Origin of the sequence: Bythopirellula polymerisocia (assembly GCF_007860015.1) — a bacterium.
Classification (GTDB): domain Bacteria; phylum Planctomycetota; class Planctomycetia; order Pirellulales; family Lacipirellulaceae; genus Bythopirellula; species Bythopirellula polymerisocia.
In genome coordinates this window covers 428,642-452,527 of the sequence record NZ_SJPS01000003.1, presented here as the reverse complement: position 1 = coordinate 452,527, position 23,886 = coordinate 428,642, and the positions used below count along the sequence as shown (strand labels likewise).

20 protein-coding genes are annotated in these 23,886 nt (G+C 50.4%); 14 read left to right on the top strand and 6 right to left on the bottom strand.

Features of this window, described 5'->3' with window-relative positions; all coding sequences use genetic code 11:
* The first annotated feature begins 466 nt into the window (after positions 1-466).
* From Pla144_RS11365 to Pla144_RS11325, 9 genes are all read left to right on the top strand, one after another.
* Positions 467-1,459 carry a hypothetical protein gene (locus Pla144_RS11365; RefSeq protein ID WP_146450790.1) on the top strand — a complete coding sequence of 331 codons (993 nt, stop codon included), beginning with the start codon at positions 467-469 and terminating at the stop codon, positions 1,457-1,459.
* Positions 1,460-1,607: 148 nt separating this feature from the next.
* On the top strand, positions 1,608-1,838 hold the full coding sequence (locus Pla144_RS11360) for a helix-turn-helix domain-containing protein (protein WP_146450789.1): 231 nt from the start codon (positions 1,608-1,610) through the stop codon (positions 1,836-1,838).
* 79 nt (positions 1,839-1,917) lie between these two features.
* Positions 1,918-2,277: a hypothetical protein gene (locus Pla144_RS11355; RefSeq protein WP_146450788.1), complete on the top strand. Its 360-nt coding sequence runs from the start codon at positions 1,918-1,920 to the stop codon at positions 2,275-2,277.
* On the top strand, positions 2,268-4,055 hold the full coding sequence (locus Pla144_RS11350; RefSeq protein WP_146450787.1) for a YfjI family protein: 1,788 nt from the start codon (positions 2,268-2,270) through the stop codon (positions 4,053-4,055). The genes Pla144_RS11355 and Pla144_RS11350 overlap by 10 nt, the downstream gene beginning before the upstream one ends.
* Positions 4,052-4,393, top strand: coding sequence for a hypothetical protein (locus Pla144_RS11345; RefSeq protein WP_146450786.1), 342 nt, complete (start codon positions 4,052-4,054; stop codon positions 4,391-4,393). The genes Pla144_RS11350 and Pla144_RS11345 overlap by 4 nt, the downstream gene beginning before the upstream one ends.
* Before the next feature lie 17 nt (positions 4,394-4,410).
* Positions 4,411-4,629 carry a hypothetical protein gene (locus Pla144_RS11340; RefSeq protein ID WP_146450785.1) on the top strand — a complete coding sequence of 73 codons (219 nt, stop codon included), beginning with the start codon at positions 4,411-4,413 and terminating at the stop codon, positions 4,627-4,629.
* Positions 4,630-4,653: 24 nt separating this feature from the next.
* On the top strand, positions 4,654-4,860 hold the full coding sequence (locus Pla144_RS11335) for a helix-turn-helix domain-containing protein (RefSeq protein WP_146450784.1): 207 nt from the start codon (positions 4,654-4,656) through the stop codon (positions 4,858-4,860).
* 2 nt (positions 4,861-4,862) lie between these two features.
* Positions 4,863-6,185, top strand: a complete 1,323-nt coding sequence (locus Pla144_RS11330) for a tyrosine-type recombinase/integrase (protein ID WP_146450783.1) — start codon at positions 4,863-4,865, stop codon at positions 6,183-6,185.
* A 170-nt stretch (positions 6,186-6,355) separates the two neighbouring features.
* Positions 6,356-6,634: a hypothetical protein gene (locus Pla144_RS11325; RefSeq protein WP_146450782.1), complete on the top strand. Its 279-nt coding sequence runs from the start codon at positions 6,356-6,358 to the stop codon at positions 6,632-6,634.
* A gap of 345 nt (positions 6,635-6,979) precedes the next feature.
* Here the strand turns inward: Pla144_RS11325 and Pla144_RS11320 are convergent, their stop codons facing one another.
* The 6 genes from Pla144_RS11320 to Pla144_RS11295 form a co-directional block, all read right to left on the bottom strand.
* Positions 6,980-8,188, bottom strand: coding sequence for a hypothetical protein (locus Pla144_RS11320; protein ID WP_146450781.1), 1,209 nt, complete (start codon positions 8,186-8,188; stop codon positions 6,980-6,982).
* Positions 8,189-8,394: 206 nt separating this feature from the next.
* Positions 8,395-10,170 carry a sialate O-acetylesterase gene (locus Pla144_RS11315; RefSeq protein ID WP_146450780.1) on the bottom strand — a complete coding sequence of 592 codons (1,776 nt, stop codon included), beginning with the start codon at positions 10,168-10,170 and terminating at the stop codon, positions 8,395-8,397.
* A gap of 50 nt (positions 10,171-10,220) precedes the next feature.
* Positions 10,221-12,620, bottom strand: a complete 2,400-nt coding sequence (locus Pla144_RS11310) for a hypothetical protein (RefSeq protein ID WP_197530584.1) — start codon at positions 12,618-12,620, stop codon at positions 10,221-10,223.
* 544 nt (positions 12,621-13,164) lie between these two features.
* A complete protein-coding gene (locus Pla144_RS11305) occupies positions 13,165-14,256 on the bottom strand; it encodes a substrate-binding domain-containing protein (RefSeq protein ID WP_146450778.1) in 1,092 nt (363 codons plus the stop codon).
* An 82-nt stretch (positions 14,257-14,338) separates the two neighbouring features.
* Entirely contained in the window at positions 14,339-15,829 is a 1,491-nt protein-coding gene (locus tag Pla144_RS11300; RefSeq protein WP_146450777.1) for a FecR family protein, read from the bottom strand.
* On the bottom strand, positions 15,826-16,353 hold the full coding sequence (locus Pla144_RS11295; RefSeq protein WP_197530583.1) for a sigma-70 family RNA polymerase sigma factor: 528 nt from the start codon (positions 16,351-16,353) through the stop codon (positions 15,826-15,828). The genes Pla144_RS11300 and Pla144_RS11295 overlap by 4 nt, the downstream gene beginning before the upstream one ends.
* 362 nt (positions 16,354-16,715) lie before the next feature.
* Here Pla144_RS11295 and Pla144_RS11290 point away from each other — a divergent pair, with 362 nt between their 5' ends.
* The 5 genes from Pla144_RS11290 to Pla144_RS11270 all read left to right on the top strand — a co-directional run bounded on the left by Pla144_RS11290 (position 16,716) and on the right by Pla144_RS11270 (position 23,874).
* A complete protein-coding gene (locus Pla144_RS11290; protein ID WP_146450775.1) occupies positions 16,716-17,462 on the top strand; it encodes a hypothetical protein in 747 nt (248 codons plus the stop codon).
* 221 nt (positions 17,463-17,683) lie between these two features.
* Positions 17,684-20,050, top strand: coding sequence for a PEP-CTERM sorting domain-containing protein (locus tag Pla144_RS11285; RefSeq protein ID WP_146450774.1), 2,367 nt, complete (start codon positions 17,684-17,686; stop codon positions 20,048-20,050).
* A gap of 52 nt (positions 20,051-20,102) precedes the next feature.
* A complete protein-coding gene (locus tag Pla144_RS11280; RefSeq protein WP_146450773.1) occupies positions 20,103-21,101 on the top strand; it encodes a DUF1559 domain-containing protein in 999 nt (332 codons plus the stop codon).
* A 63-nt stretch (positions 21,102-21,164) separates the two neighbouring features.
* Positions 21,165-21,623, top strand: a complete 459-nt coding sequence (locus Pla144_RS11275; RefSeq protein ID WP_146450772.1) for a carboxypeptidase regulatory-like domain-containing protein — start codon at positions 21,165-21,167, stop codon at positions 21,621-21,623.
* A gap of 34 nt (positions 21,624-21,657) precedes the next feature.
* Entirely contained in the window at positions 21,658-23,874 is a 2,217-nt protein-coding gene (locus Pla144_RS11270; protein ID WP_146450771.1) for a CBM96 family carbohydrate-binding protein, read from the top strand.
* Positions 23,875-23,886: the final 12 nt, after the last annotated feature.

The following is a 23,886-nucleotide window of genomic DNA, read 5'->3' as shown; positions in this document are numbered from 1 at the left end:
CCGGGGCAGTATAGCCCCGCCAGGTGGGTGCTTGGTAGCGGGTGCCATGGCGTTCAATCTGGGAACGAAGAATTCACACGAACGCATAGCCGTCAAAATCGACGCCCGTTCCCCAGTCACTCGCCGCGAAACTAGCGAGTGGGGCGAAATGTGGGGGAGGCGGCTGTATGGCAGAAATTGAGGCAGATTGACAATTTTCGCCTCTAAATTTCCCCCCATATTGAAAAATCAACAACTGCCGTAAAATAGTTGAATAAACCGGGAGGGCACTGGCCGGGTTCGTAACCGGCGTGCCAGAAGTCGATGACCGGGGAAAGATCTTTTCCTCGAACGATTGAATACTCCCTGCGGTAAAATTGACAAACCGGGTTTGCGGATTGAACCCCGCGAGACTTGCCGGCGTCATAGGTAGCAATCTCCCCTGTGACACCGGTCGGTCGGCCTGGCCATACAGGAGATTACATTCATGGCCAAGCAAAGCCTCAAAAAAGTTAAATTAGAATTGATTGAAGAGCTCATCGAGCAGAAAGTCCAACCTCACCAGATTGCCACTATTTACGACTGGTACACTCCCGACGGCAACCCGGACGATGCCAAAGCTAAACTTTGCATAGAGGGAAAAGTAAAGGCTCCGACTCACGCGAAGATCGCTGCTACGAAAAAGGCTTCTGCAACGCAACCACCGAAGAAATCTAATTCCAAAAAGGTGGCAGAGCGAAAAAAAAGGGACTATGGCCCCTGCCCAATATGCGGAGGGCCTCGTGAGTCAGGTAATCCGGTTCCCAGTTCGGGAAAACTCGCTCCAGATGCAATCGATACTGGAGACGCTGAAGATAGGCTCTGCTTTAAATGTCGTTCAACTGAAGGTCGCATAGCAGAAATGCACTATAAAATCCTGCTTGGCAATGATGCCAGAGAAATCAATGACTGGCAGGAACTTCGAGACATAATGATCGAACTGCATGGATCTGGTTTGACTGATGATAAGTATTTTGAGCATCTCGAGGGTGCTTTATTGGTCAAGCATGTAAATACTCGCTATGAACTGATGCGGATGAAGACATCCGAGGCTCTGGAGAAACTTAGAAGCTCACAATCGAATGAAACTTATGTCGTCTCAAAAATGATAGAGGATTTTCAGAAAGAGCCACACCAAGTTAGTGTATCGCTGGGTGCCTCTGGAGTAGCAGAGGACAACGGACAAGCGAAACATTCATTAGGAGAAACTCAACCCGCTGAGGTGGATGAAGAACCATCAGTCACCATCCCACCAGAATTCATGAGCAAGCCTCTGACGAAAAATGAAATAGCTAAATTACACGCCTGCAGAAAAATTTCTAATCCCACGGTTTACCTCCGGCGAAAAAAAGTAAAACTGGTGGGACCGCCTAACTCGAAGAGCTGGAGAGTCGACATGCGTGAATTCCCGGCGAAACAGCATGACTGCTTGAAACCTTAACCAGTCTAGCTTTCTCTAGCGCAGTCTAGCTTACTCTAGCGCAGTCTAGCATAACCGCCGCTTCCCACTGGAATGCATGGCTTTCTAACGCTTCAATGCCCTCAGCGTCGCACTTCGCGGCAATTCTTAAGCATGAGGGGCAAATAAAATGTTAACGCATGTAACTACCGGACCAAGCAAAGAAGTCGAATCCGAAGCATCTCCACTGATGACCGAAGACCAAGCCGCTATTTATATGGGCGGAGTCAGTAAGAAGCATCTCTACAATCTCCGCCGCGATTGCGGCCTGCCGTTTGTGCCGGTCGGCTCTCGAATCATGTACCGACGTGAGGCTCTCGACGCCTGGTGTCGATTGCGCGAACGACGGAGCACCAAATAGTTTTTACTGCCCGAGACGCGGACTATGAGAATGGCCCGCCCTGCTACCAACAGGAACGGGCCAAAAAGGAGAGAGCAAAATGAACTCTACGCAAATATATCAAAGATTGAAAAGACCCACAGTGCTCATTACATCGTACTTCGATGGCACTATTAAGGTTTACGCCGAGCGGAATGTGGATTTTTATATTCAGCGCGTGCCAGTCGCCAGCAGCATTGATGCTGAACGAACTGCCGAAGACGTGGTCGCGCTTCTGATTCCCCCTCGCTATCGGCATCTTTTGTTGGACAACAATTTGCGAGCAATCGGCTCAACTAGACCGTTGCTGCCCTCTGTGTTAGCCGAGTCCATCGCCATGGAAGAGGCTATTGCAGCTCTCAACAAGCTGAACGAGGACCATGCCCCAAGCAAGGAAAGCGAGGTGGTTCTGTGGTCCTAACCACCTTAATCGCGGATGCTGAGGCAAATGGCGTGCTACTGAAAGTAGTGAACGATCAATTGCGGATCGGCACAACAGGAAAAAACGAGCATTGGCAAGAGAAGCTGGACCCGTACCGCGAGGACATACTGGCACTCATGCAGGGGGAGCCGTTGACAGAATTCGACGAATCCGCCGAATTCGCGAATTGTGTCAGCGTCAGCGCTTATAAGCCATTCCCTATCCATTGTTTGCCTGGACCGGTGAGAAAATACGTTTCAGCGGCAGCCCAGGCGATCGGTTGCGATGCTGCCTCCATCGCTCTTCCAATGCTTTGCTGTCTAGCCAGAACCGTGGGTAATGCCAGAGCGATTCGACTCAAAGAGACCTGGACAGAACCTGCAATTCTGTGGGGTGCAATTGTCGGTAAGAGCGGTACGCATAAAACTCCCGCATTGCAATCTGCCATGAAATTCCTGGAGCGGATACAAGCGAAATCCATCGCCAATCATGCTGAAGCTCTTCAGCAATACTCCGAAGATAATGCTGTTTGGGAACGGGCCTACGATGCTTGGAAGCACGACAAGAAAACAAGCGAACCCCCACCGATTGCGCCACCAGAACCGGTTTGCATCCGCTTTACAACCAGTGATTGCACGATTGAAGCGCTGACCAGCTTGTTGGCAACTCAATTTGACGGCCTGCTCGTTAGCCGAGATGAGTTGTCCGGATGGCTGGGGGGGATAGGCGAATACAAAAATGGGCGTGGTTCTGACCTCGGGCACTGGTTGGCAAGTTGGAGTGGGGCACCTCTCACCGTGGATCGGAAAACGGGGCCCATCAAAATGTTGCACATTCCCCGCGCCTCGGTTTCTCTGTTGGGTGGTATTCAACCGGGCATCCTTCGGAAAGCGATTGCAAGGGAGCACATGCAGGACGGGCTGTGTGCTCGTCTGCTCTTCGTTATGCCGGAAGCCCGCAAAGTAGTGTGGAGTGATGCCACTGTGCATCGCAGCATGGAAACAGCGATCGAAGACTTATTCGAAAAATTGCTCACACTTGAGCCGACCGTCAATGATGAGGGCGAGAGCGAGCCACTACCGCTGGACCTGACAACCGAAGCCAAGTCGCTCTGGGTGCAATATTTCAACCGACATCGGGCGGAGTTGATTGACCTGGATGACGACTCAGCTGCTGCATGGAGCAAGCTGGAAGCGTACACGGCTCGATTTGCCTTGATCATTCAACTCTGTAGGTGGGCGGCGGGTGAGGCTTCAGGGGACTCGATTGACGAAGCCAGCATGAGCATGGCGATTGAGTTGTCTGATTGGTTTGGCGGTGAAACCAAGCGCGTTTACGGGTTGTTTGTTGAAAATGAAAATGAACGCGAGCAAAGGGAGTTAGTTGAGTTGATTCGCAGGAAAGGCGGAACGGTAGTACCCCGAGACCTCATGCGTTCCGGCCGAAAGTTCAAAAATGCATCAGATGCGGAGGCTGCGTTAGTGGAGTTGGAGGCCAGCGGTATAGGCTCCTGGTCGTTTGACGATCATGCCGGGGGACGCGGCCGGCCAACCCGACGGTTCACACTCGTTGACACCGTTGACAGTGACACAAATAACAGAAAACACGAGGAAAACGGTATTAGTGTCAGCGTCAACACTGTCAACACACCTCCAAGAACCCTTTCTGACCCCGACGTAGACGGCATCAACCGGCTGCTGGCCGAGTCTGTCGAGGACACCAGCGATGACATCTTCCAGCCAATCTTGAACGGACACTGCCAGGGGGGAGCGTTGTGATTACTTTCAACAAATACTCCGATTGCGATCATGCCCCGCTTCCCCAGCCTCCGGCGTGGCCCGAAATGTTTTACTTTGCGGTGCTGTCTGGAGACTTCCTACGCTGCACGTTGGCCCCCAACGCTTGCTGTGCGGCTCAAGCAGCAATTTTCACGACACAGGGCCTGTTTCCAAGGGAGCACATCGTGCTGGAATCAGTGATGCGGGTTGTTGCCTATGGCGGGCCGATAGAGCCAAAGATATTCGAGACGGAGTACATCCTCCATCTTATTGCTATGACCGAGCAGTTTGAGCGACGCGGCAATATATGGTACTCAGTCAAACCAGAATCGCTTTAACGATCAAGGGAGAAACTATGATGAATGATGCAGAACAGAAACGACAGCGGCTGTTGCCCTTTGAAGACCTCAGGGAAGCCCAACGACAAGAGCGTGTCGAGCGAATCCTCGGCAAGACTCCGAGGCTCACCACGGGGGCACGGCTGATTGACGAGACTAGTTACCGCGAAGCGACGGAAAGTAACCATCTACCCAACCATAACATTGAAGGAATAAGTGATGTGCTAGACATATAGCCCAGCATTCCCGATACTGGAATTATGGCGAGAAAAAAGAAACCACTTTCGGAGCAATTGCGAGCTGCTATCCTCGATGCCGATTGCAGCCGTTATGCGATTTTCAAAGCGACAGGTATCGACCAGTCGGCATTGTCGAAGTTTGTGCATGGCGAGCGGACTCTCTCACTGAATGCGATAGATCGAATAGCTGAATTTTTGGAATTGGAATTAGTCAAGAAGGGGAAGTAACCATGGCCAGCATCATCCGAGATCGAAACCGCAAAACGGGCCAATACAATGGCTGCCGCAGCTTGCAATTCATCGCCCCCGACGGAAAACGCAAGTCGGTCAGGCTGGGCAAGGTAAGTGCCAAGGGTGCCGAAACAATCAAAGTGCATGTTGAGTCCATGCTGGCAGACCTTTTTGCACAAAAATCGTGGGATCCTGAGACCGCTGTTTTTATCGGAAAACTCGATTCAAAGCTGTACAAGAAGCTGGCTGGAGTGGGCCTCTTGCCCAAGCGAGAGAAAACCGAAGCGTTCACCCTGGGCCCGTTTCTGGATGCGTTCATTGCCAGTCAAAGCCTCAAGGTAAAGCCTGCAACTGTGGTGATCTACAATCACACAAGGCGTTGTTTGGTGGACTATTTCGGGGCTGGCAAGATCTTGTCAGAGATCACACCGGGCGATGCGGACGATTGGCGAACGTGGCTCGGCAAGCATGAAGGCCTGGCCCCTAATACGACACGACGTCGCTGCGGTCTTGCACGGCAATACTTCCGGGCGGCGTTGCGTAAGCGGCTAATCACAGAAAACCCTTTCGCTGAAATGCGTGAGGGAGTCTCATGCCTCAAGAACGAAGAGCGTCAGCACTTCATCCCCCGCGATGTGGCCGACACAATACTTGATTCTTGCCCAAATAGCGAATGGAAGCTGATCTTCGCCCTTAGCCGCTATGGTGGCCTACGTTGCCCCTCTGAGCACCTGGCGTTGACCTGGGGCGACATCAACTGGGAATACAGCCGTATCACGGTACGGAGCAGTAAGACGGCTCACCACGAAGGTAAGGGCTCGAGAGTGATTCCTTTGTTTTCCGAATTGCGACCCATCCTTGAGGCCGTCCTGAATGAGCTTCTGGAAGACTTCGACCCCAAGAAGCAACGCCTGAGCGAACAGCCGGTCATTACTAGGTATCGGGACAGGGGCTGCAACCTGCGAACGCAAATGCTGCGAATCATTAAAAGAGCTGGGGTCGACCCATGGCCCAAGCTGTTCCACAATCTGAGGGCAAGCCGGGCCACAGAGCTGGCAGCCGAGTTCCCGGCCCACGTCGCAGCTGCTTGGCTCGGGCACAGCACTCTAGTTGCCCAGAAACACTACTGGCAGGTGACCGATGCCGACTTTGCGAAGGCCGTGGAAAAGTGTATGCACAAAGCGCAGCAGAAACCGGCCGTAACGGGTGGAAATGAGTCGGAAGGGGAGCCCGCCGAACCCATTGAAACCGCTGAAAACCCTGTATTAGGGTGTTTACCAGTGGGCGACACAAGACTCGAACTTGTGACCTCTACGGTGTGAAACCACTGCCGCCAAATCGCAAAAACGCCTAATCCGCGATAAATACCAGTGAGCCATAACTTTTGAGTATTGCAAGCGTTATTATTCGTTGCCAAAACTCGGCAGTATTTTCGCGTAGTGGGGCAGGGGGGAGTAGTAAGGGAAGTACAAAATAGTCTTCAAATAGTGCCATGGATGTCACAGCCAAAGTGCTCGCCGAATTGCAGTTGCCACAGATCACTTCCGAACTAAACGAAGCGATGTCGGCCCGCGGGTACTGGAAGTCACCCGGCGGCCAGATCCTCGACTGCAAATACTCTTCGGCGATCACTCAAGAGATGTTGCACCGGGGCATGTTATCCCGGTTCAAGAAGGTCGAGAAAGGAAAGTTCTCCCTGGACAAGTTGCCGCTCTCGCCTCCACGCCCCCTCCACACACGAGCTCCAAGTAAAGGGGTTTATTTGTGTTGAGGAACCGATGGGCGAGAGCACTGCAGATTCCGACACGGGCCAAACGTCTTACCATAGGACGGAGTTTTTCTATTCTTGGTCTTAACGAATGCCGCCTTTTTGTTCTTGGTAATCCATGGCTATGTGGTGTTTGAACAGAACCAAATCTCAAGGAGACAACCTTTCAAGCAAGGAAAAACTGCCTGCCGCCGCTACACGAACGACTCGATTCCCTTCGCTAGAAGATACGAACTCGGTAGGCTAAGGTGAAGTTCTCAACAATCAAGAATTAGACTGCGCAGACCAATATTCGTGTTTTTCTAACTATCGAACTACTAATCGGAGCGTAAAACCCGCTCAATTTGATTAGTTAGTGGTAGGGGCCGGGACGCAATTTTCGGTCGAATCCAATGCTTCCTGGGCAACCCAACCGAAGATCTTATGTGAATTCTTGACTTCCACTGATCCATATAGAAAAGTCATGGTCGGGTCTGCCATCTTACCTTCTAGTGGATGCCCTTTGGGATAAAAAGTCGGCATAGTGAATGCTCGGACGCCAATCGCTCGTCGAAAAAATGGCTTATTTGATAGATGAAATGAGTCCACCCCGTGCCCACCCAATCCGAATCCTGGAACGCAATAGACGATGTTCACGGTGCCTGTCGGCCTTGTTAGGTAGTGTTCTGGTTGGGCGCCTATATTGACGTTCGAAACGATACTCAGTGGAGTACCTTCGTCTGTAAGATAGTCTTCCGGATTACCCCCTGTGATTAGATGACGCTTTGAATAACAAGGTAGCGAAGGCAATACTCCTGTGCCCGGGTCCAGTCGTTCAACAAACTCGTCGATTTGGATAATGTCCTCAAGCGCGATCCAAGCAGACACTCTTTTTTCTTGACCCGAAAGGGTGTCGTCGAGTGAGTCATCGCACTTTATCAATGTGCCGAATCCGTAAACATGCGGGCGGTCTCCGATGATCTTGAGCATGCCGTGGTTGAACTTAGATGAATAGATGATACCGTACACTTCGTTACGTGGCGCGACGTATCCGATCAGTGAGCCAGTACCATCTACAACCGCAGATTCCTTCTTTACTAACCATTCTAGAGGTGCGCCTGGAAGAGGATTAGGGTTGACCATCCTATTCGATACTGTGCCGGTTGCCTGTGGTTGACGTGCATTGAGTTCGCTACCGTAGCACTCTCTGCCGTCTGATGTTTTGAAACGATGATTGTCTTTGAACTGTTTGACAGTATCTAGTTCGATTGTTGGATTCGCTATTTCACCGACGTTGATCTCAAAGGTCTCGACCACTTCGCCATGTTTTCCTGTACGTAGCTCTAAAAGAGCCTGTCCGGGACTGATCCCAATGGTGAAGCCATCAGCAAAAACTTGTGCAACTTTTTCATCGGTTGTTGTCCAGCTTGTGTCCAAACTACGAGCATTTTCGCTCGCTGCTTGCACTTGTACGGCCCTGCCAATGGGAACAGTACAAACCTGAGGCTCTGCTGATGCAGAATCATGAATTAGGATCATACTAGTTAAAGTAAATACTACTAGAAATAAGTATCGCATTGCTTGTACTCCCAAAATAGTAAGATAGGTCTCCCTCTCAACGGATTCGAACCCAAAGACCAAATATCTAATTACAACTGGTGCTGTTCGCGGGGGGCTAGCCATTTAAGTACTATCGAATATCACTTGGAGAAAATGATCCCTAAGAACTAGAAAAGAGTAGCGATAGGATTTCTCGTTGTTTCTCACCCGAATAAGTACCCAGTTCAAATCATTCGGCTAGGGCTTCGAATGCGTATCATAATTATGATGCTTGAGTACCCAAGTAGAACAGCCATCGTCAATTTACCAGTATCCGGTTCAGGGATTTGCGTTTTGGGAGCCGAAGGGAATGAGCGATTGAGATCTCTTTGCCAACTCAGAAAGTCAGCGCCGTCCGAGTCAGTGTCTCCATCGGCGTCTGAATAACCATTGTTACCATAGTCTTCTTGCCACCTTTGGAGGTCCGCCAAATCGACTTCGCCATCTAAGTTAAAGTCGGCGGTACTAGCGTTTGCCGCAAAATGAATATTGTCTATCAGCCCACGAGTCGCCCTAACCCCTGTGCCGATCCATGTGCTGGGATCACTACCAAATTCGGTTGCCGATAATTCTGTGGAAAGAATTGCATCACCACCATTCAGATCAATGTGATTCGTTAGATCGCGGGCAAAAAGAGCCACTTGACGATTTCCGAATTCATTGGGGTTGGTCCATGTCAATGACAGCCTATACCAGTTGTCGACATCATAGTTGAATCCTGTCGCTATCTCGGAACCTGTAGCAATTCTAAGCTTAAACTCGCCGTCATTATCGAGCCCGAACCCAACGCTTCTTTCGTCACTCGAAACGGAGAAAAGACCGTCATTATTTGTGTCTTTAGTCCACCCGTATAGCCTTACCGTCGAGTCTCTATCCCCCTCGTTATCATAATCTGGGTTTCCATCTTGGTCGTGATCCGTAGCGTCCCCGGCAAAAAAGTCGGCGGTCATCGAACGGCCGTAAACCGGAATTAGTCCCAAGTTGCCGAATTGTTCAGTACCACCACTATCAACATGTCCCACAGCCTGTCCGGCAACATAATCTCCACTGGTGGTTGTCGAAACGATGAGGTTCTCAAGAGTGCCATTGGAAGCCCAGCCTCCCTGTCCTTCAATTAAGCCCACGCCGAATGTTGGCGGTTCGAATTCGACATGCTGCAAAGAGGAAGCAAGAGCATTGGCGAAACGGGTCCCCATCCATAATAGACTCTTGCCGTCAAAGTGAGTCGTTACGTCGAAGACGCTCATTTGGGTAGAGTGGACGAGAGAGACTCCTGGAACTGAAGCTGCAGTAGCTTGCTGAGCCGCAATAAGTTGTTCGCGACCCGGAGCGAATAATTCGCCGATCAAGAACGGTAAATTCGGCAAGTTCAAATCAGTCCGAACATCGCTGATAAACTTAGTGAGATTGTGCTGATAGGCACCGGGATGACTCGATTCGTAGCCAGCGTCGCTTTCTCCCTGGTGCCATGCCATTCCGAGTACATTGATTTTATCGCCACGATTTTGCAGCACTCCGACGGCGTCACTCACCGTGTTGATTAGCAATGAGTACAATTTTTTTCCGTTCGTATTTCCTTTCGCCCAGTCGTACCGAAGGGTGGTCCCGCCACGTGTCACTTTGATAATTACCAGATTTTCGATTCCTTTGTGATACAGAGTTCTCCCCAGACCAAATTCGGCACCAAATGTAGAACCAGGGGGAACCAGAGGCACGAACTCTCTGCTGGAGTTAACTTGAGTACTCGAACCGGTAATATCTGTTTCGTAGAAAAACTCGATATTCGAATCGAATGGACTTGACGGCAGCTCTGTGACCGATGCACGACCACTGGCGTTTGATTGGCCTGCCAAGATTACAACGTTCACGGTAGCTGCACTCAACTCGACAACAAGCAGCAGTGTGCTAATACACCCAGTAATTCCTGAAAAATATAGTCGCAGCAAGCAAAGACGGATCATTCAAGAGTACCTCTAAGATCTTGCACGTTCACAGTAAAGCAAGATACGTTTTAATCGACGTCTGGTAATTCAGCAGAAGTGTTGATGCGTCTGAACCAGCGACACGCGAAAACCGTGCTCATCAAGCAAGCCGACAAACTAGATGGCTCCGGAACTGCGGTAGCGCTTGAGAGCGGTACAGGATTGCCGTATTGATTCTTCCATAGTGTCAGGTCGTCTTGATCGACATCATGGTCATTGTCCGCATCGCCATCCGACTTATGTGCCCCGGAGGTGCCGAACCCTCGTTGCCAAATCAGAAAGTCCGCACCATCGACATCGCCGTCAGCGTCAAAATCGGCATTGACAGGTAGGCTCACATCTACATCAGATAGTGCCAACACAAAGTCACGTTGTCCGTCATATTTCTCGACGCCATCTTCATAAGCTTGGCCAAACGAATACACCGACCCGGAACTGCTCCCAGTACGATGCCACTCAAATCCAGGGCTCCCACCGTTCGTAATCCGGAGGGCATAGCCGGTGGTCCCGGTTGTTTCTGACAGCGTGACTGCAGAATCGAGAATGATCGCCGCTACATCAGCACCCGCGATTTCGGACAAAGTTTGTCCGTTTAAAGTCAGGAACGATCTACCTTGTTTTATCGAACTAGCTGCGACGTCAGCCACTTCGAAGATTTCGAGGTTGATGAGAATATCATTGGGATCAGAGGCAGCATCGTATTCGTAGTCAAGAAATATTGTTTTCAAATTGAAGGCAGAAGTAACTTGAAAGGTTTGGGTCAAGGATACAGCTGCGTCATCTCCTGTGATACTCACTGCGTCGGGCGTGGCGGCAACCACGTTTGCGTTATTAGACGCAGGAAAAAGGTTTCCCGTGAATACTGTTACTGCAGGACTGACTACTGTGCCAATGCGATATTCACTAGCGCCAATGTCAGTATCGCCATTCGGTAGCGCATTGCCCCAAAAATCAAGACCACCATTGCTGCTGATTGAGACCCCGTTATTAAGATATGGAGAATCTGCTGAAAGCATGTATCCCGCAAGTACGTCTCGGCCGAATTCCATATCGACATCTTGCGGTTCTGCCCCGGGTGAAAAAAACAAGGGATTTTGTATCAACCCGTTTGTTTCGGAAGCTGGTGGAGTAATATTGTGGTAGACATTGGTGTCGTAGGTGACTTTGGTACCGTTATTGGCATTGGTACCCATGCTTCCGGTGCCAACGGCATAAAAAATATTGTTATAAAATGTCGTTTCAATCGGAGTCCGATCTCGGGCGATGATTTCTGGACTGATGGTGCCATCAAAATAATGAGTGTTGTTGTAGATGTTTAAACCCGTCAGGTCATCATTGTTTTCAAAACCGTAGAAATATGCGCCCTTCTCTTCATTCACGCTCAGGTTATAGCGAATCGTCACGTCCGTGTTAGGCTTTTTCATGATGCCGGCAAACCAATTGTTGCCGTGGCTATAGTTGTATTGAATAACCGTGTCCTTCGAGTTGAAGTCGGCATCAAATCCACCGCGATCAGGATCATTGTCCACGCCAGTATTTCCGTACGCTTCGTTATATTGAAATGTCATGCCGAGTGTTCGGAAATTGAAAAAGCTATGCCCCGTGTCATAACGACTGCTATTTGCAGAAGTGTTGTATTCGTAAACAGCATAGTCGCTATCTCTCGCAATCACGGAGTTCCTACCCGTGTTACCAATCCAATTATGTGCCACATAAAGATTAGTCATAGCATTCTCTCGATGAGTACCGACAAAACTGTTCGCGTTGACGACATCGTCTATCTCGGAGCCAATTCCGACGCCACCAACTCGATCAACCACATTGTTAACGATCCGGACGTCATTGTAGGTGGCGGTCTTTGCGGTTGTCGGTGAGTATCCATGAATGTGAATTCCACCTCTTTTCTTGCCAGCGACCGCGCCATTGACGTTGTGGACATAGTTGTTCTCGATATAAATATGATTATGATATTTACCAGTATCTTCTCCGAGTACGTAGATCCCAAATAAATTCTCTGTCTGATCGCCACCGTTGTTGTTGGTAATTTCGAGATTCTTCACATCCACATACTCCGCATTGAAGAGGAAGACTCCAGCGGAAACTGTCTTGCCGTTGCGTGTAGGATGAGGATGAATGACCCCGTTGTTGTTGATGACGGGCTTGGCACCAGTGCCGTAGGAAGAAATGGTAATCACTCTTCCATTGTTACCGACCGTGGTGGGGGCGAACATGCCTGTGAACACTTTGCCACGCTCAAAGAGAATGTTGTCACCCGGAGAAAAAGTAGCCTGCTTATAAGTATCAAAGTCCGCTTGAGTAGAAATATGATAATCCGCGCAGATTGCCAACGGACCATAACTCAGCATTGGAAAAACCATCCAAGCAACCCTCTGGGTGAAGTGCTTGGGAAAGGTCCGTTTAGATGCCATTGATTCACTCTGGATTGCCAAGATCAGGAATCTCACCCCTTAGATAAACGCTCAACTTCTCGACTATTTGGGGCTCATACGTTGTGTGTATGATGGCTTTATTCTACCATCACCACATCTATCTCATTCATCAACTTCAGCAACAAGTCCCACGGCTGCGAATCCGTACATGTTGTAGCCTGCAGTATCGACAGGCCGTTCGACAGCTCCCAATCTGAATAATGTAGGTTTTAGTAACACGCGTTTCCAAACAGAAAAAATAGTATCTATGCTCTTTCGGAGCAGAGGGGAGTAACCCGCCAAGTTCTCTTAACTCAAGCAAAGAGAAAATTGCCAGAAAAAACCGATAAATACAACGGAGAAAGATACTTCACTATGGTAGGTGTTAGCAGAAGAGGGAAATCCCCTTGCCTCGAACCTTTGTTGGGAGGACCAGTAAAGTCGCGGCAAGATAAAACATTAATGGTATTATTTTCACGAACTCTGCTTTCTCGGAGATCTCATAATATTAGTACGATTCGCGAAGGAAGAACGCAAGTTATCATTAACCCGACTTGGCCTCTATTCTGTCACTTTCCACAGGTTCCTGATGGTCCGCAAGCCGCTCGGCAATCTTGAACCGATGGTCCGCAACATTTTCTCTCGATACGACTGAACACGGTAAATAAACGGAGCCCGACCCGGCCAGTGGAACAGAACGCTCGTTACTATTGTAAAGGGAGATTAAGAGGCGCACGGCCTCGTACCCGTATTCGTAGTTACCCTGCACCACGGTTGCATAGATTCCTCCATTCTCAATACCATCTAGGGTCTCTTCATTATCGTCGAAGGCAATGATCTTAATGTCGCTCACTTTGTCTCTTTCTTTAAGTACTGTAAGGCAAACTGGTCCGTTATAGCTGTACAGCCCGACCATGCAATTGGTGTCTGGATGCTCTTCCAAGGATTTTTTGACATTCTCGGCAGCCTTGGCTGGATCGAGACCGTCGACATACGTTTGTAGAACGGTCCACTTCTCGTCGCCGTAAGGTTTTTCCAGTGAGTGGTCCGACTCATCCGATGGTGAGACATCACCGACAACTTGTGCGCGGAACCCACGCAGGCGCTCCTGTGCGTTGGCGCGATCCGCAGCACCAATGAAGACTACAATCTTTCCCCCCTCAGGCAGAGCCTCTTGCACCACCTTGGCACACATCTTGCCGGCCATAAAGTTGTTCGTGCCAACATAACAGTGCCGCAACGACTGGGGGGCATCGTTGTCAACCGTGACCAGAAGGGTTTTTGTCGCCAATCGACTCAGCAGCAGGGACTGTTCGTTGGGAGCGACCGGACTAATCGCGACTCCATCAGAGCCCTGGGCTTCCACCTGCACCAGTTGAGCTGTTTGGTCGCCCGGTTGTCCTGAGGGTGTGTAAACCACAAGATCAACATCATATTCGTCGGCAGCAGCGCGAGCTCCAGCCACCACGGTATCCCAGAACGGGTTAGAATTCGCGGCAATGAAGTCAAAGTGCGGCCTTCCTGCAGCTGGTTTTTTCGAATCCACTGCCGATTCCCAGGTTCTGCCCCCCACAAAACCAATTGCGAGGCAGCCAATGTTCAACAGCAGTAGCCACACAATTTTCTGACCGGACATTTGAGAGAAGCTCCTTTTCAAGGATTAGTTGTTCAGCCGCCTCGATGCTAAGTTCCGAAGCCTTCGTCAAGCTTCAGGACACTTACTGCGCCGCGACGGCGATACCATACATATTGAAACCGCGTGGTCGCTCTTCCAGCTTTGGCGATGCGACGCCCCCCAGCACGACATTTCCTGCAGTTGGTATATCTCTACGCCAAACTGAGAAGGTAAAATCGACGCTCTCACCCGGCCCCACGCCCAAGGTATGGCTGGGATGCCATATACTCTTAGCACCGTCCAAGCCGATATCAACGCCCGTGTCTTCGAATTCGTCGAGAATCCACTGTGGTACTGTCATGTTGTTATCCAGAAACACGTAACAGATTGCCGGCTGGGAGATTCGCAATTCCACTTGCAAATCGGTGAAATACTTATCATCGTTGAACGGCATCACGTAGTCAGCACCAAGCAAGAATTCAGGTATGCCTTGGCCGTCGATGCCATTCCACTGGTGATGTCTGTCTACAAAGGAGGGTGCATCTTCGCCGAAGGCACCATGCACGATTTGGTAGCACTTGGTACTTTCGTTGGCATGAATGTTGTCTCGCACGTCTTCAATCAGACGAGCTGGTTTCCGAGGCAGGAAGGCTGGGAAGGCGGCGGAACTAATAAAATCGCCGCGCTGTACTTTCATTAAGCGGCTCATTTCGCCGGAAGCATCGACCATCAAGCCGTCCCCCTGCCTCATTCTTCGCGTGCTCGCCGTAGGTAACTCGTGATAGGGTTGCTGATGATTGGGAGTGAGATCCACCTCGCCTTCGAATACCACGACCTCCGTAGCACCAAGTTTGGAAATGTTCACACCAAACTGAGTTCCCAGATCGACAACTTGCGCCTGCGGAGTATCAATGGTAAATCCTTTGCCATTCTCGCCCACCAAGGCGGTCGCCCGTCCCAAGGTACAAGACATTGACGAGGGTGAGGTAATCACAAAGTCTGCCGGGCCAAAGATGCTCACCTGCACACTGCGATCAAATGTCAACTCGAGGGTACCCCCAGTGAGTTGGATGCGATCCCCGACCGACATACGAGAAAGAATCTCCGGCTGAGAGGAAGCTTCGTGCCAAGCTGCGTCGACCAGGGCTGAGACGGTGGCCACCTCTAAACTCTTTTCAGTCTGAAGCACAGTGGGCTCTCCCTTTTCCACACCAGCCTGAGCGGACTGTATCTCAGACCATAAGAATGGTTTGAAAGCGAACGTCAAACCGAGCAATAGCGAGGCTGCCAGAGCCAGGAGAAATCCACCCTGCCAAATCCGCTTGAATGAAAAGTGGCTTGCGGGAACAAGTTGGCTCAGTTCTAAAGCTTCAAAATCATGGTTGTCGTGTGGACCATTAAAGCGCCATTTTAGCGAAACGACATCCTGCATATAGCACAGATACTCGCGCTGGGCTCCGGGGTTGTCCCTGAGCAATTCAGCCAGCGCTTTATTAGCCTCCTGGGGATCGTCGGCAGTACTCCGGTCAGCAACCAGGTGATGCACCTGGAGATATAAATCCCGGTTCGTCACTTGATTATGTTCGTGTTTCATCTTCCCACTTGCTTTCCAAGTTTTCGCTCAATACAGTCGAACAACGCCGCCCTCAGTCGCTCCAAAGCCTTGTAGACCGAGGCTTCGGTCCGACTGAGTTTCTCGGCCACTTCCTTTATTTTTCTATTTCCCGCGTAACATTCGGCAAGTAGCCGCTGGCTCGTTGCCGACATCTGCTGGACACACTCGACCAAGGCCTCGTATCGGGGGCCGACCGAATGTTCCAACGTCGCGCTCTCTTCGGCGAGCGCTGCCACCAGGCTATCGTCAAAGATCAATTTGCTGCGATGCGACTTCTTACGCCATGTCAAGACTTGGTAGTGGGCGACCTTTAACGACCACGCGGCAAAACTTGAGCCTGGAATAAATTTATCAAATTCATCCCACAGGCGTAGATTCGTTTCCTGAACAATTTCGTCAGCATCCGCAGCCTGGGGCACGAGGCTCAACACATACCCATACAACATCCGTTCATGCTTGGTTATTAGCCGTACAAACTCACGCTTGGAATCGTGTGAACTCATGAACATTCTTCAGGCTTCTTAACCCCGATCACATCGTGCTTAATCCTACCAATCGCAAACATACGTCCCAAAGTCTTACACTATTAAAGGGCGCGAGGATCTGGGAATTGACTGGAATTGCAACTAATTTTCCGCATTTCTGCGACTGCAATGACTACCGAGCATTACCCATCGATGACTTAGCTCAGATATCTGGGACTCAAAATCAAAGAATTCTGAGTTTTTGGTTCTTTTCATGTCGAATTCGGGCGAAATATATCCCTTTTCCTTTGTAGGGCAACGAATTTTCCCTTAGGTTAGACTCCTATGTGCGTCTAATCCTTTTTCGCTTATCAAATACAGAGTTTCTGGGAGGGTGTCTAATGATTCTGCAAAGATGTGTTTTTGCTGGGTTTATGGTAATACTAAGTTTTTCTCTCGCTTCGGCTGGGACCGTCAATTTCAGATTCGATAACGGCTCGGCCTTTGACAATGTGAGTAGCGGGGTATCTATGACTGCCGACAACACCGGCACCGGCGGAACAGATACGATCACGATGACATCCGTCGATATCCTGGCTCCCGAGTATGCGGACGACCCACTAAACCCCGGTACATTTATTCCGACGGGAAACACGTGGAGTGCCGCGGGGGGCGATAACGTGACCACCAACATTGATAGCGGCAACAACGCGCTCGCTATCAACAACGGCAGCGTCAATAACACGCAGTATGGCACGACCGGGGGGTCTACGGACGCCAGCGGCGAGGCGGCTAACTTCAATTTCGATGAAGCGTGGACTATCGAGTTTGATCAACCCGTAATCTTGTCGTTTTTCAACTTCTCATCCATGAGCAATGATGATGTGTTTGAAGTCACTGTCGAAGGTGTCGGAACATTTAATTTCCCCGACAACGGATCGTCGGACGACTACGCCGATCCACTCAGCGGGTTGGTGATTCCCACTGGCAACAACGTAACATTCAAGGCCACGGGATCGCTTGGAAACGTAGGTATTCGGATCACCGAGATTCAGGTGGACACGATTCCAGAACCTGCCTCGTTCGGCCTGTTGGCGGCCATGCTGCTCAGTGGTTGTCTATTCCGCCCACGTCACGGAGTCGCATGATTGATCGCGAGAGATATTATCGACTTAGAGTATTGTCATGACATGAAGGATTTTTGGCTGTAGCATCACTGCTGGATTGCTTGTAATTGTCTTCATTTCTTTTCGTTTAACCACAGATATGCTATTCAGATAAGTAGCGGCCAAAACATTTTCTGCTGCTTTGTCATACGAACCATCGAAAACTAAAACAACCGTAGCGAACATTTAATGAGGGATTAGTTATGTATATTCAATCAGGTAGATTTGCCTCACTAGTGGTAGTTTTTTTTCTTGTCAACTTACCCATTAAGGCAAACGCCGCGGTGACTTATATTCCGACCTCAACAACCAACACGGTTGGTGCCGCGAGCGGCCTACTTGATTGGAACGACGGCAATGACATCGGTAGTGTCGATGGATCAATAGCAAATGATGGTTTATGGCGATTCCGCAGCACGCAGGGGGGCGATAACGGCACCTGGGAAGCCACGGGCAGCTCATCGCTCGCAGAGGATGCTGTAGAGATAAAGACGACTGCCACTGGGTTATCGAACGGCAACTACGATGTCTACGTGTTTTATCGGTCTGATGTGGGGTCGAACAACTGGAAGATTCGAGCGGGACTTAGTTCAAACCCTAATCTTAACACCGTCTATGACCGCACAGGTACAGATGGGATTGCTGGCTCTTTAGCCCTTTCTGGAGCTTCTCAGCTAACTTTCAATGGGACGGCTCCTACGGAGGATGCCCAACAGAACTTGCTGTACGCCATTATCGGTCAAATGAATGTTACCAACGGGACGCTCTCGGTGTTCGTCGACGATTTTCCTGCCTCCACGACAGGATCAGCCAATGATCGCTCGTGGTACGATGGTATCGGCTATGACATTTTTGTTCCCCCCGTAACTGTTCAGTCTGTTATGAGTGGTCTTGCCTCAAGTGCCTCGACTTGGAGCAATAACATGCCTCCAATCGAGACGAATGATTACCAGGTCGTCGCCTCGCACACCGTCACCGTGAATGCCGACTTTCCAGGTAAAACATTAGAAGTCCAGAGCGGAGGAGCCGTTGATATTTCGGCCGACGCTGCGAACTTTCTCAATTTGACAATCCGTGCTGGTGGCAATTTAACTGAATCCGTCAGTGGCGACTTCGCCCTGGGAGACATTGGCGCACAATTTTTTGGACTCCTGACTTTGGAGCAAGATCTCACATTCAATATGGACGCTGGGTCAGATTTCTTCTTGGACATGCAGCTCGACGGACCAGGCAACCTAAACTTTAACAGCAATGGCCCTGGGTCGGACTTGTATCTCTCGGCTGCCGGGGGCCACGACGGTATTATTCGCTTCAATGGGACTGGCAGTTCCGTCCAGTTAACCGAAGCAGACGACTTTAATGTTTTGGAAATGAATTCCACGGGCGATAATAAGGTGGTTTTCGCGGGAACTGCGGCCTCAGGTGGAGGAACACTGATCTTCAATCAGTCCGGTGTGATTGATCATGCTGCAACGCAAGTGGCACCTCCTTCGACTGCACCTCGGCTGCAGAGTGTCAATGAGCTCGAAGTCAACGGGGACGTTACAGTCGACCTCAGCACGACGTTTCCTGGCAACGAACGCCGCTTCCTCGTCTCACGAGACCTTCGTGGTACTGGCGACATAACTATCAACGGAACGCCGACCGACCCCACGGGTGGCAGCATCACTCACAATGAGTTTGAACTAGGTTCCACCGGCCAACCCACAACAGCTACTATTAGCGAATTCTCAGGGACGATAACTGCGAACAATTTTGTCGACATCGAGATTCGCAACAACTTGCCGAACGCTCGAATTGTGATCGACAACAACGCCCGACTCGAAATGGGGTGGGGGGCAATCGATCCGAATCAAAACTTGATCCTCGGCGAGGTTCAGGTCAACAGCGGCGGTGCCTTAGAAGTTGGATATGAAGATAATGACGACCATAATGTCGGCAAATTGCAGCTCACTTCAAGCGGTAGTCGCGCAGGGAGTTTAACCTTGGCGTCAGGGTCAACCACTATAATGCAGGTTAACGGTACGGCTGCCAATGAGTTTGACTCGATCGTGGCTGAGGGCGATGTCACTCTGGCTGGAACGCTCCAAATTCTGGTGAACCCTGACGGAAGCGGCGGCACGAATCCCATTTATGCTCCGACATTGGGAGACACATTCGACATCGTTTCAGCTGTGGCTTCTTCGCTCCCTACTGATTTTGACCATAGTTTTACAGTCGACGGCGGCGACTTGACTATGTGGCAGTCAGCTTACGGAGTTGACGCCACTGCGGATGCCGATGGTGATGGTGATTCCGACGGAGCGGACTTCCTGGCTTGGCAGAGATCCTTTGGAGACACATCTGCACCGGCAGGGACAATCACTGGTACCTTCGCACTGTCCGTTGTCGATCCGGGTAACGTCATGAGTGGTGCAGGACTCGCTTTCCAAATCAACTACACTTCTACGCTGGTGCAGTTGGAAGTCGTAGCGGGACCACTAACAACGCTCGCGGCAGTGCCTGAGCCTAGTTCAGTGGTGCTTGTGTTGATTGCTTTGGTGGGACTTGGCGTTCGTCGCAATCACTAGATTTCAATAGCGGTGCAAACCGGAATGCGATTCAGAATAAGGAGCCATTGTAATGCAAGGAAATCCTAAGTGTAACGCTTTTACGCTCGTGGAATTACTGGTTGTCATCGCGATTATTGGTGTGCTGGTGGCCCTCTTGTTGCCCGCAGTGCAGGCAGCACGGGAGGCAGCACGTAGGATGAGTTGTCAGAATAACATGCGGCAGATAGGAATTGCCTGCCAAAATTTTGCCAGTTCTAAGGGAAAGCTACCGAACGGAGGGGATTTTCTTGGTGAGGACAATATTGAGATTCCAGGCCTTCGTCCTGATTGGAGCTATCTGGCTCAAATCTTACCTTTCATTGAACAAGGCTCGTTCAAAAATGCAATAGACTCGAAGCGCAATTGGTTTGAGCAGCCTACGGATATGCTCATGACGACCGAAATGCCTCAGTTCAAATGTCCGAGCCGAGTGCGCCTGCAACCTATGCAGTTGAACCCTCCCGGAGGTGGCCCAGAAACGCCTGATTCGCCGCTCGCATCGCACTATATTGGTGTTCTAGGCGCTAATCCCCAGCTAGACCCTACGTTGCAGAGTGACTGCGATGCTCCAGGGAGCATCTATACCATGGAGAAGGAAGAGCCAACTGGAAGTTCTAGAAGAGATCCTCCTTGCATCGATTTGGGCGGAGGGAAAATCGCGAACAACGGCGTGATTCTGAGCAGCAAAAATGTGGATTTCAAGGACATCACAGATGGAACTTCCTCTACGTTCATATTCGGCGAGATAGCGTTTGGAAATCCGGAGTTCCAGGGGACACGACCATGGTGGGTTGGTGCTGCAGGAGGCTTTATGTACGGCACAAGAAACGTCACTTATTCAATCAACAGCGGTGAGCAGCCTGGGCCACCACGAAACGACGTCGGATTCGGTTCCGATCATCCTGGAGGCTGCCACTTTGCATTGGTCGATGGGTCGGTTCAGTACTTGAGTGAAAATATCCCTCTGAGGCTCATGTACGCCTTAGCAACTCGTAACGGTGAAGATCTCGTCGACCGTAGCGCATTTTAACTTGCTGAGAGTTTCCCCTGGCGAAACAGACTATTGCTCAACAAAACAATTGGTGTAGTGAACATGATGTATGACACCTTAAAAGCGAGCCCGATTGCAATATCTAACTCTGTTTCGTTGACAATTCTGATATGCTTTAGTCTTGCTACAATTTCTGGCTGCGGAGGAGCAAGCCACGAACTCGAAACGGCACCCGTGACAGGGACCGTAAAAATGGATGGCCAGCCGGTAACCAGCGGCTATGTGTTCATTTTGCCTGGTAAAGGACGCATGGCCAAAGGCTCGATTCAAGAAGATGGAACTTTTGTCATGAGCACTTACGATGAGGGCGACGGCGTACAAGTGGGTGAACACCCGGTCATCGTCACCCCGATCCCCGCCGGCGAAGGAACTCCCCGACCGAAGGGAAGGGCAACCGAGATACCTCCGAAATACATGAAGGCTAGTTCTTCAGGTCTTACGATCAACGTACAGCCGGGCGATTCGAATCAGTTGAACTTAGAACTGAGTTCGAAGTCCTGAAGTATCGTAAGTGGTTACCAATTGATGAGTTATTATGCATTTTTCATGGTCTCGAAATGTGGGGTTGGCGGTGCTGCTAGCCGGGGGGAGTCTCCCATGTGCCGCGGTTGAGATCGTGATTTCACCAGAGGTCTTCGGGCGAACTCCCTCGCTTGTCGGTTACAACTGTGCCCACTTCATGCCGGGCAGCAATACGGCCGCTTGGTGGCGCTACTCCGGTACGAACGGGGCACGCGTTTGGTGCAGCTCCGATGATTTTGAGGGAGCCGACGATAACGACATCTGGGGAGATGGAGTCACTTCGAGCAAGTCCTTCCTGAAACATCGACGCCTACTTCGAGCAGATCCTTTGAATGAGGAGTTCATCAATTGGCCCAAATTGAATGAAAAGATGGAGCGAACTACCACGTCAGGTAACCGTGTCAAACTCAAGTATGCCTTTGATTTCTTTAAGGAATCTGGAATCACCCCGCTGGTGGTGATTCAACGCGATGAAGTGAAATACCCTTGGCATGCGGCCAGTATTCCCAGCGGATGGGCAGACCGCTGGGAATACTGGCAGCATTATTATGCCCATGCCTTCTATCTGGCGCGGCACTTCGGCATCGAGCGGTTTATTATGTACAATGAACCAGACCACGGCTCGCATAAGATCAGCCAGCAGGATTACCTCGCTCGGCTTCAGATGGCATCGGATGCGGTCCAATCTGCTATTCAGGATGTCAACAAGATTTATGGCAAAAACTTAGAATCACAAATGCAGGCTCCTGTAACGGCGGGAGGTAGTAAAGAAGTCACTCCCTCACCGGGCGGCGATCCTCGCGATGACCGGGTCGGTTGGGGTGAGTTAATTGCCACGCATCAGCATGATTCGCTCTTGGGCAGTAATGCCCCTGATGAGGATTCCAATTTCACGCTTTTCCAAACCTATGCCTATCAACAATACAACAAGTCGGGTCCCGATTTCCGCAAGGACTTAGCATTCATTCGCACACTGGTTGAGGACAACGGCGGAGAAAGCGATCTCAAGTATGCCATCACAGAATTCAATGTACATACCGCCAGAGTTTGGTCCCAGATGCCTGAGACGCTTGATACGCCAGCCAAAGTCGCACGCTTCGGCTCCATCCTGGCCAACTTGACTCGAAGCGAGCCAGACGAGCTGTACGTATTCAAATTCAGTCAAACAGCCAACCTGAGCCAGGGGAAATCGGCCTCCAATGTCAAGAAAAATGGTGTTCACTTTGTGGACAATATGGACGCGCCCTACAACATCGGTGGACTGACCCGGGGGGGCGAAGTAGTCCGTCTGTTCGCGCGCGGTTTTGCAGGAGGACATGATCTTCTGCAAGTCACACATCAGACGGATCCATCCAAGGATTTGCATACCTGTGCGGTCTACAACCGTAGGAAGAATCGCTACTTTTTCTTTGCGGCAAATGAATCGAATTCGGCAGTCGATCTCCAACTCGATCTTTCCCGTCTGGGCGTCAACGCCGGTGCGACGGTTATTGTTGAAGAAGTGAGTGAGGACCGTCGTGGAGAGGTTCAACGAGTTATCGAGAGTGTAGACTCAAATCTTGTGTCGATTTCTCAACCCCAGCAAAGTGTAATTTTGGTGTCGATCCCAGTGGAAGGTCCACTGGCCGCCACCAAGCTGAGCGCGACCGACGACGCCACCGTGAAATCGGGTTCAAATGCCACGAGGAATTACAGTCGGAGCAGCAATCTCTGGGCTAAGGGTGAGCCGAACAATGCCAACGCCAGAAATGCGTTCTTCATCAAGTTTGACTTAGGTAACCAAGACCCGAGGAATATCGAACAAGCAATTCTGCGTGTCTTCGGCAAAAATACGGGAAGTGAAGAGCAAGTCGTGGCCCACGTCTATGGGCTGCTCGAGGACGACTGGGATGAAGAGAACATCAACTGGCATAACGCTCCCAACCTGGGAGAAAGTACGGGTGTAATGGATGATATTTCTGATAATTTTGTCTTAGATATTGGCAAGTCAACATCGTTTGTGGGGCATCTTACGGGCCGCAAGGAAAACTCGGAGATGTTATTGAATGTCACCCCGTTTGTCCGCGACCATCCCGACCAACAAGTGACTTTCCTCATTGTCAGAGAAGTCCGTTTTGATGGGGAGAATGTGGATGATGATCTCGCCGCACTGAAATTGGCTTCCAAGGAACGTGATAAAACTGCCAAGGGTGAATCTTTAGGACCACAGCTATGTTTGTATGGAAAATGACTCTTTGCCTCA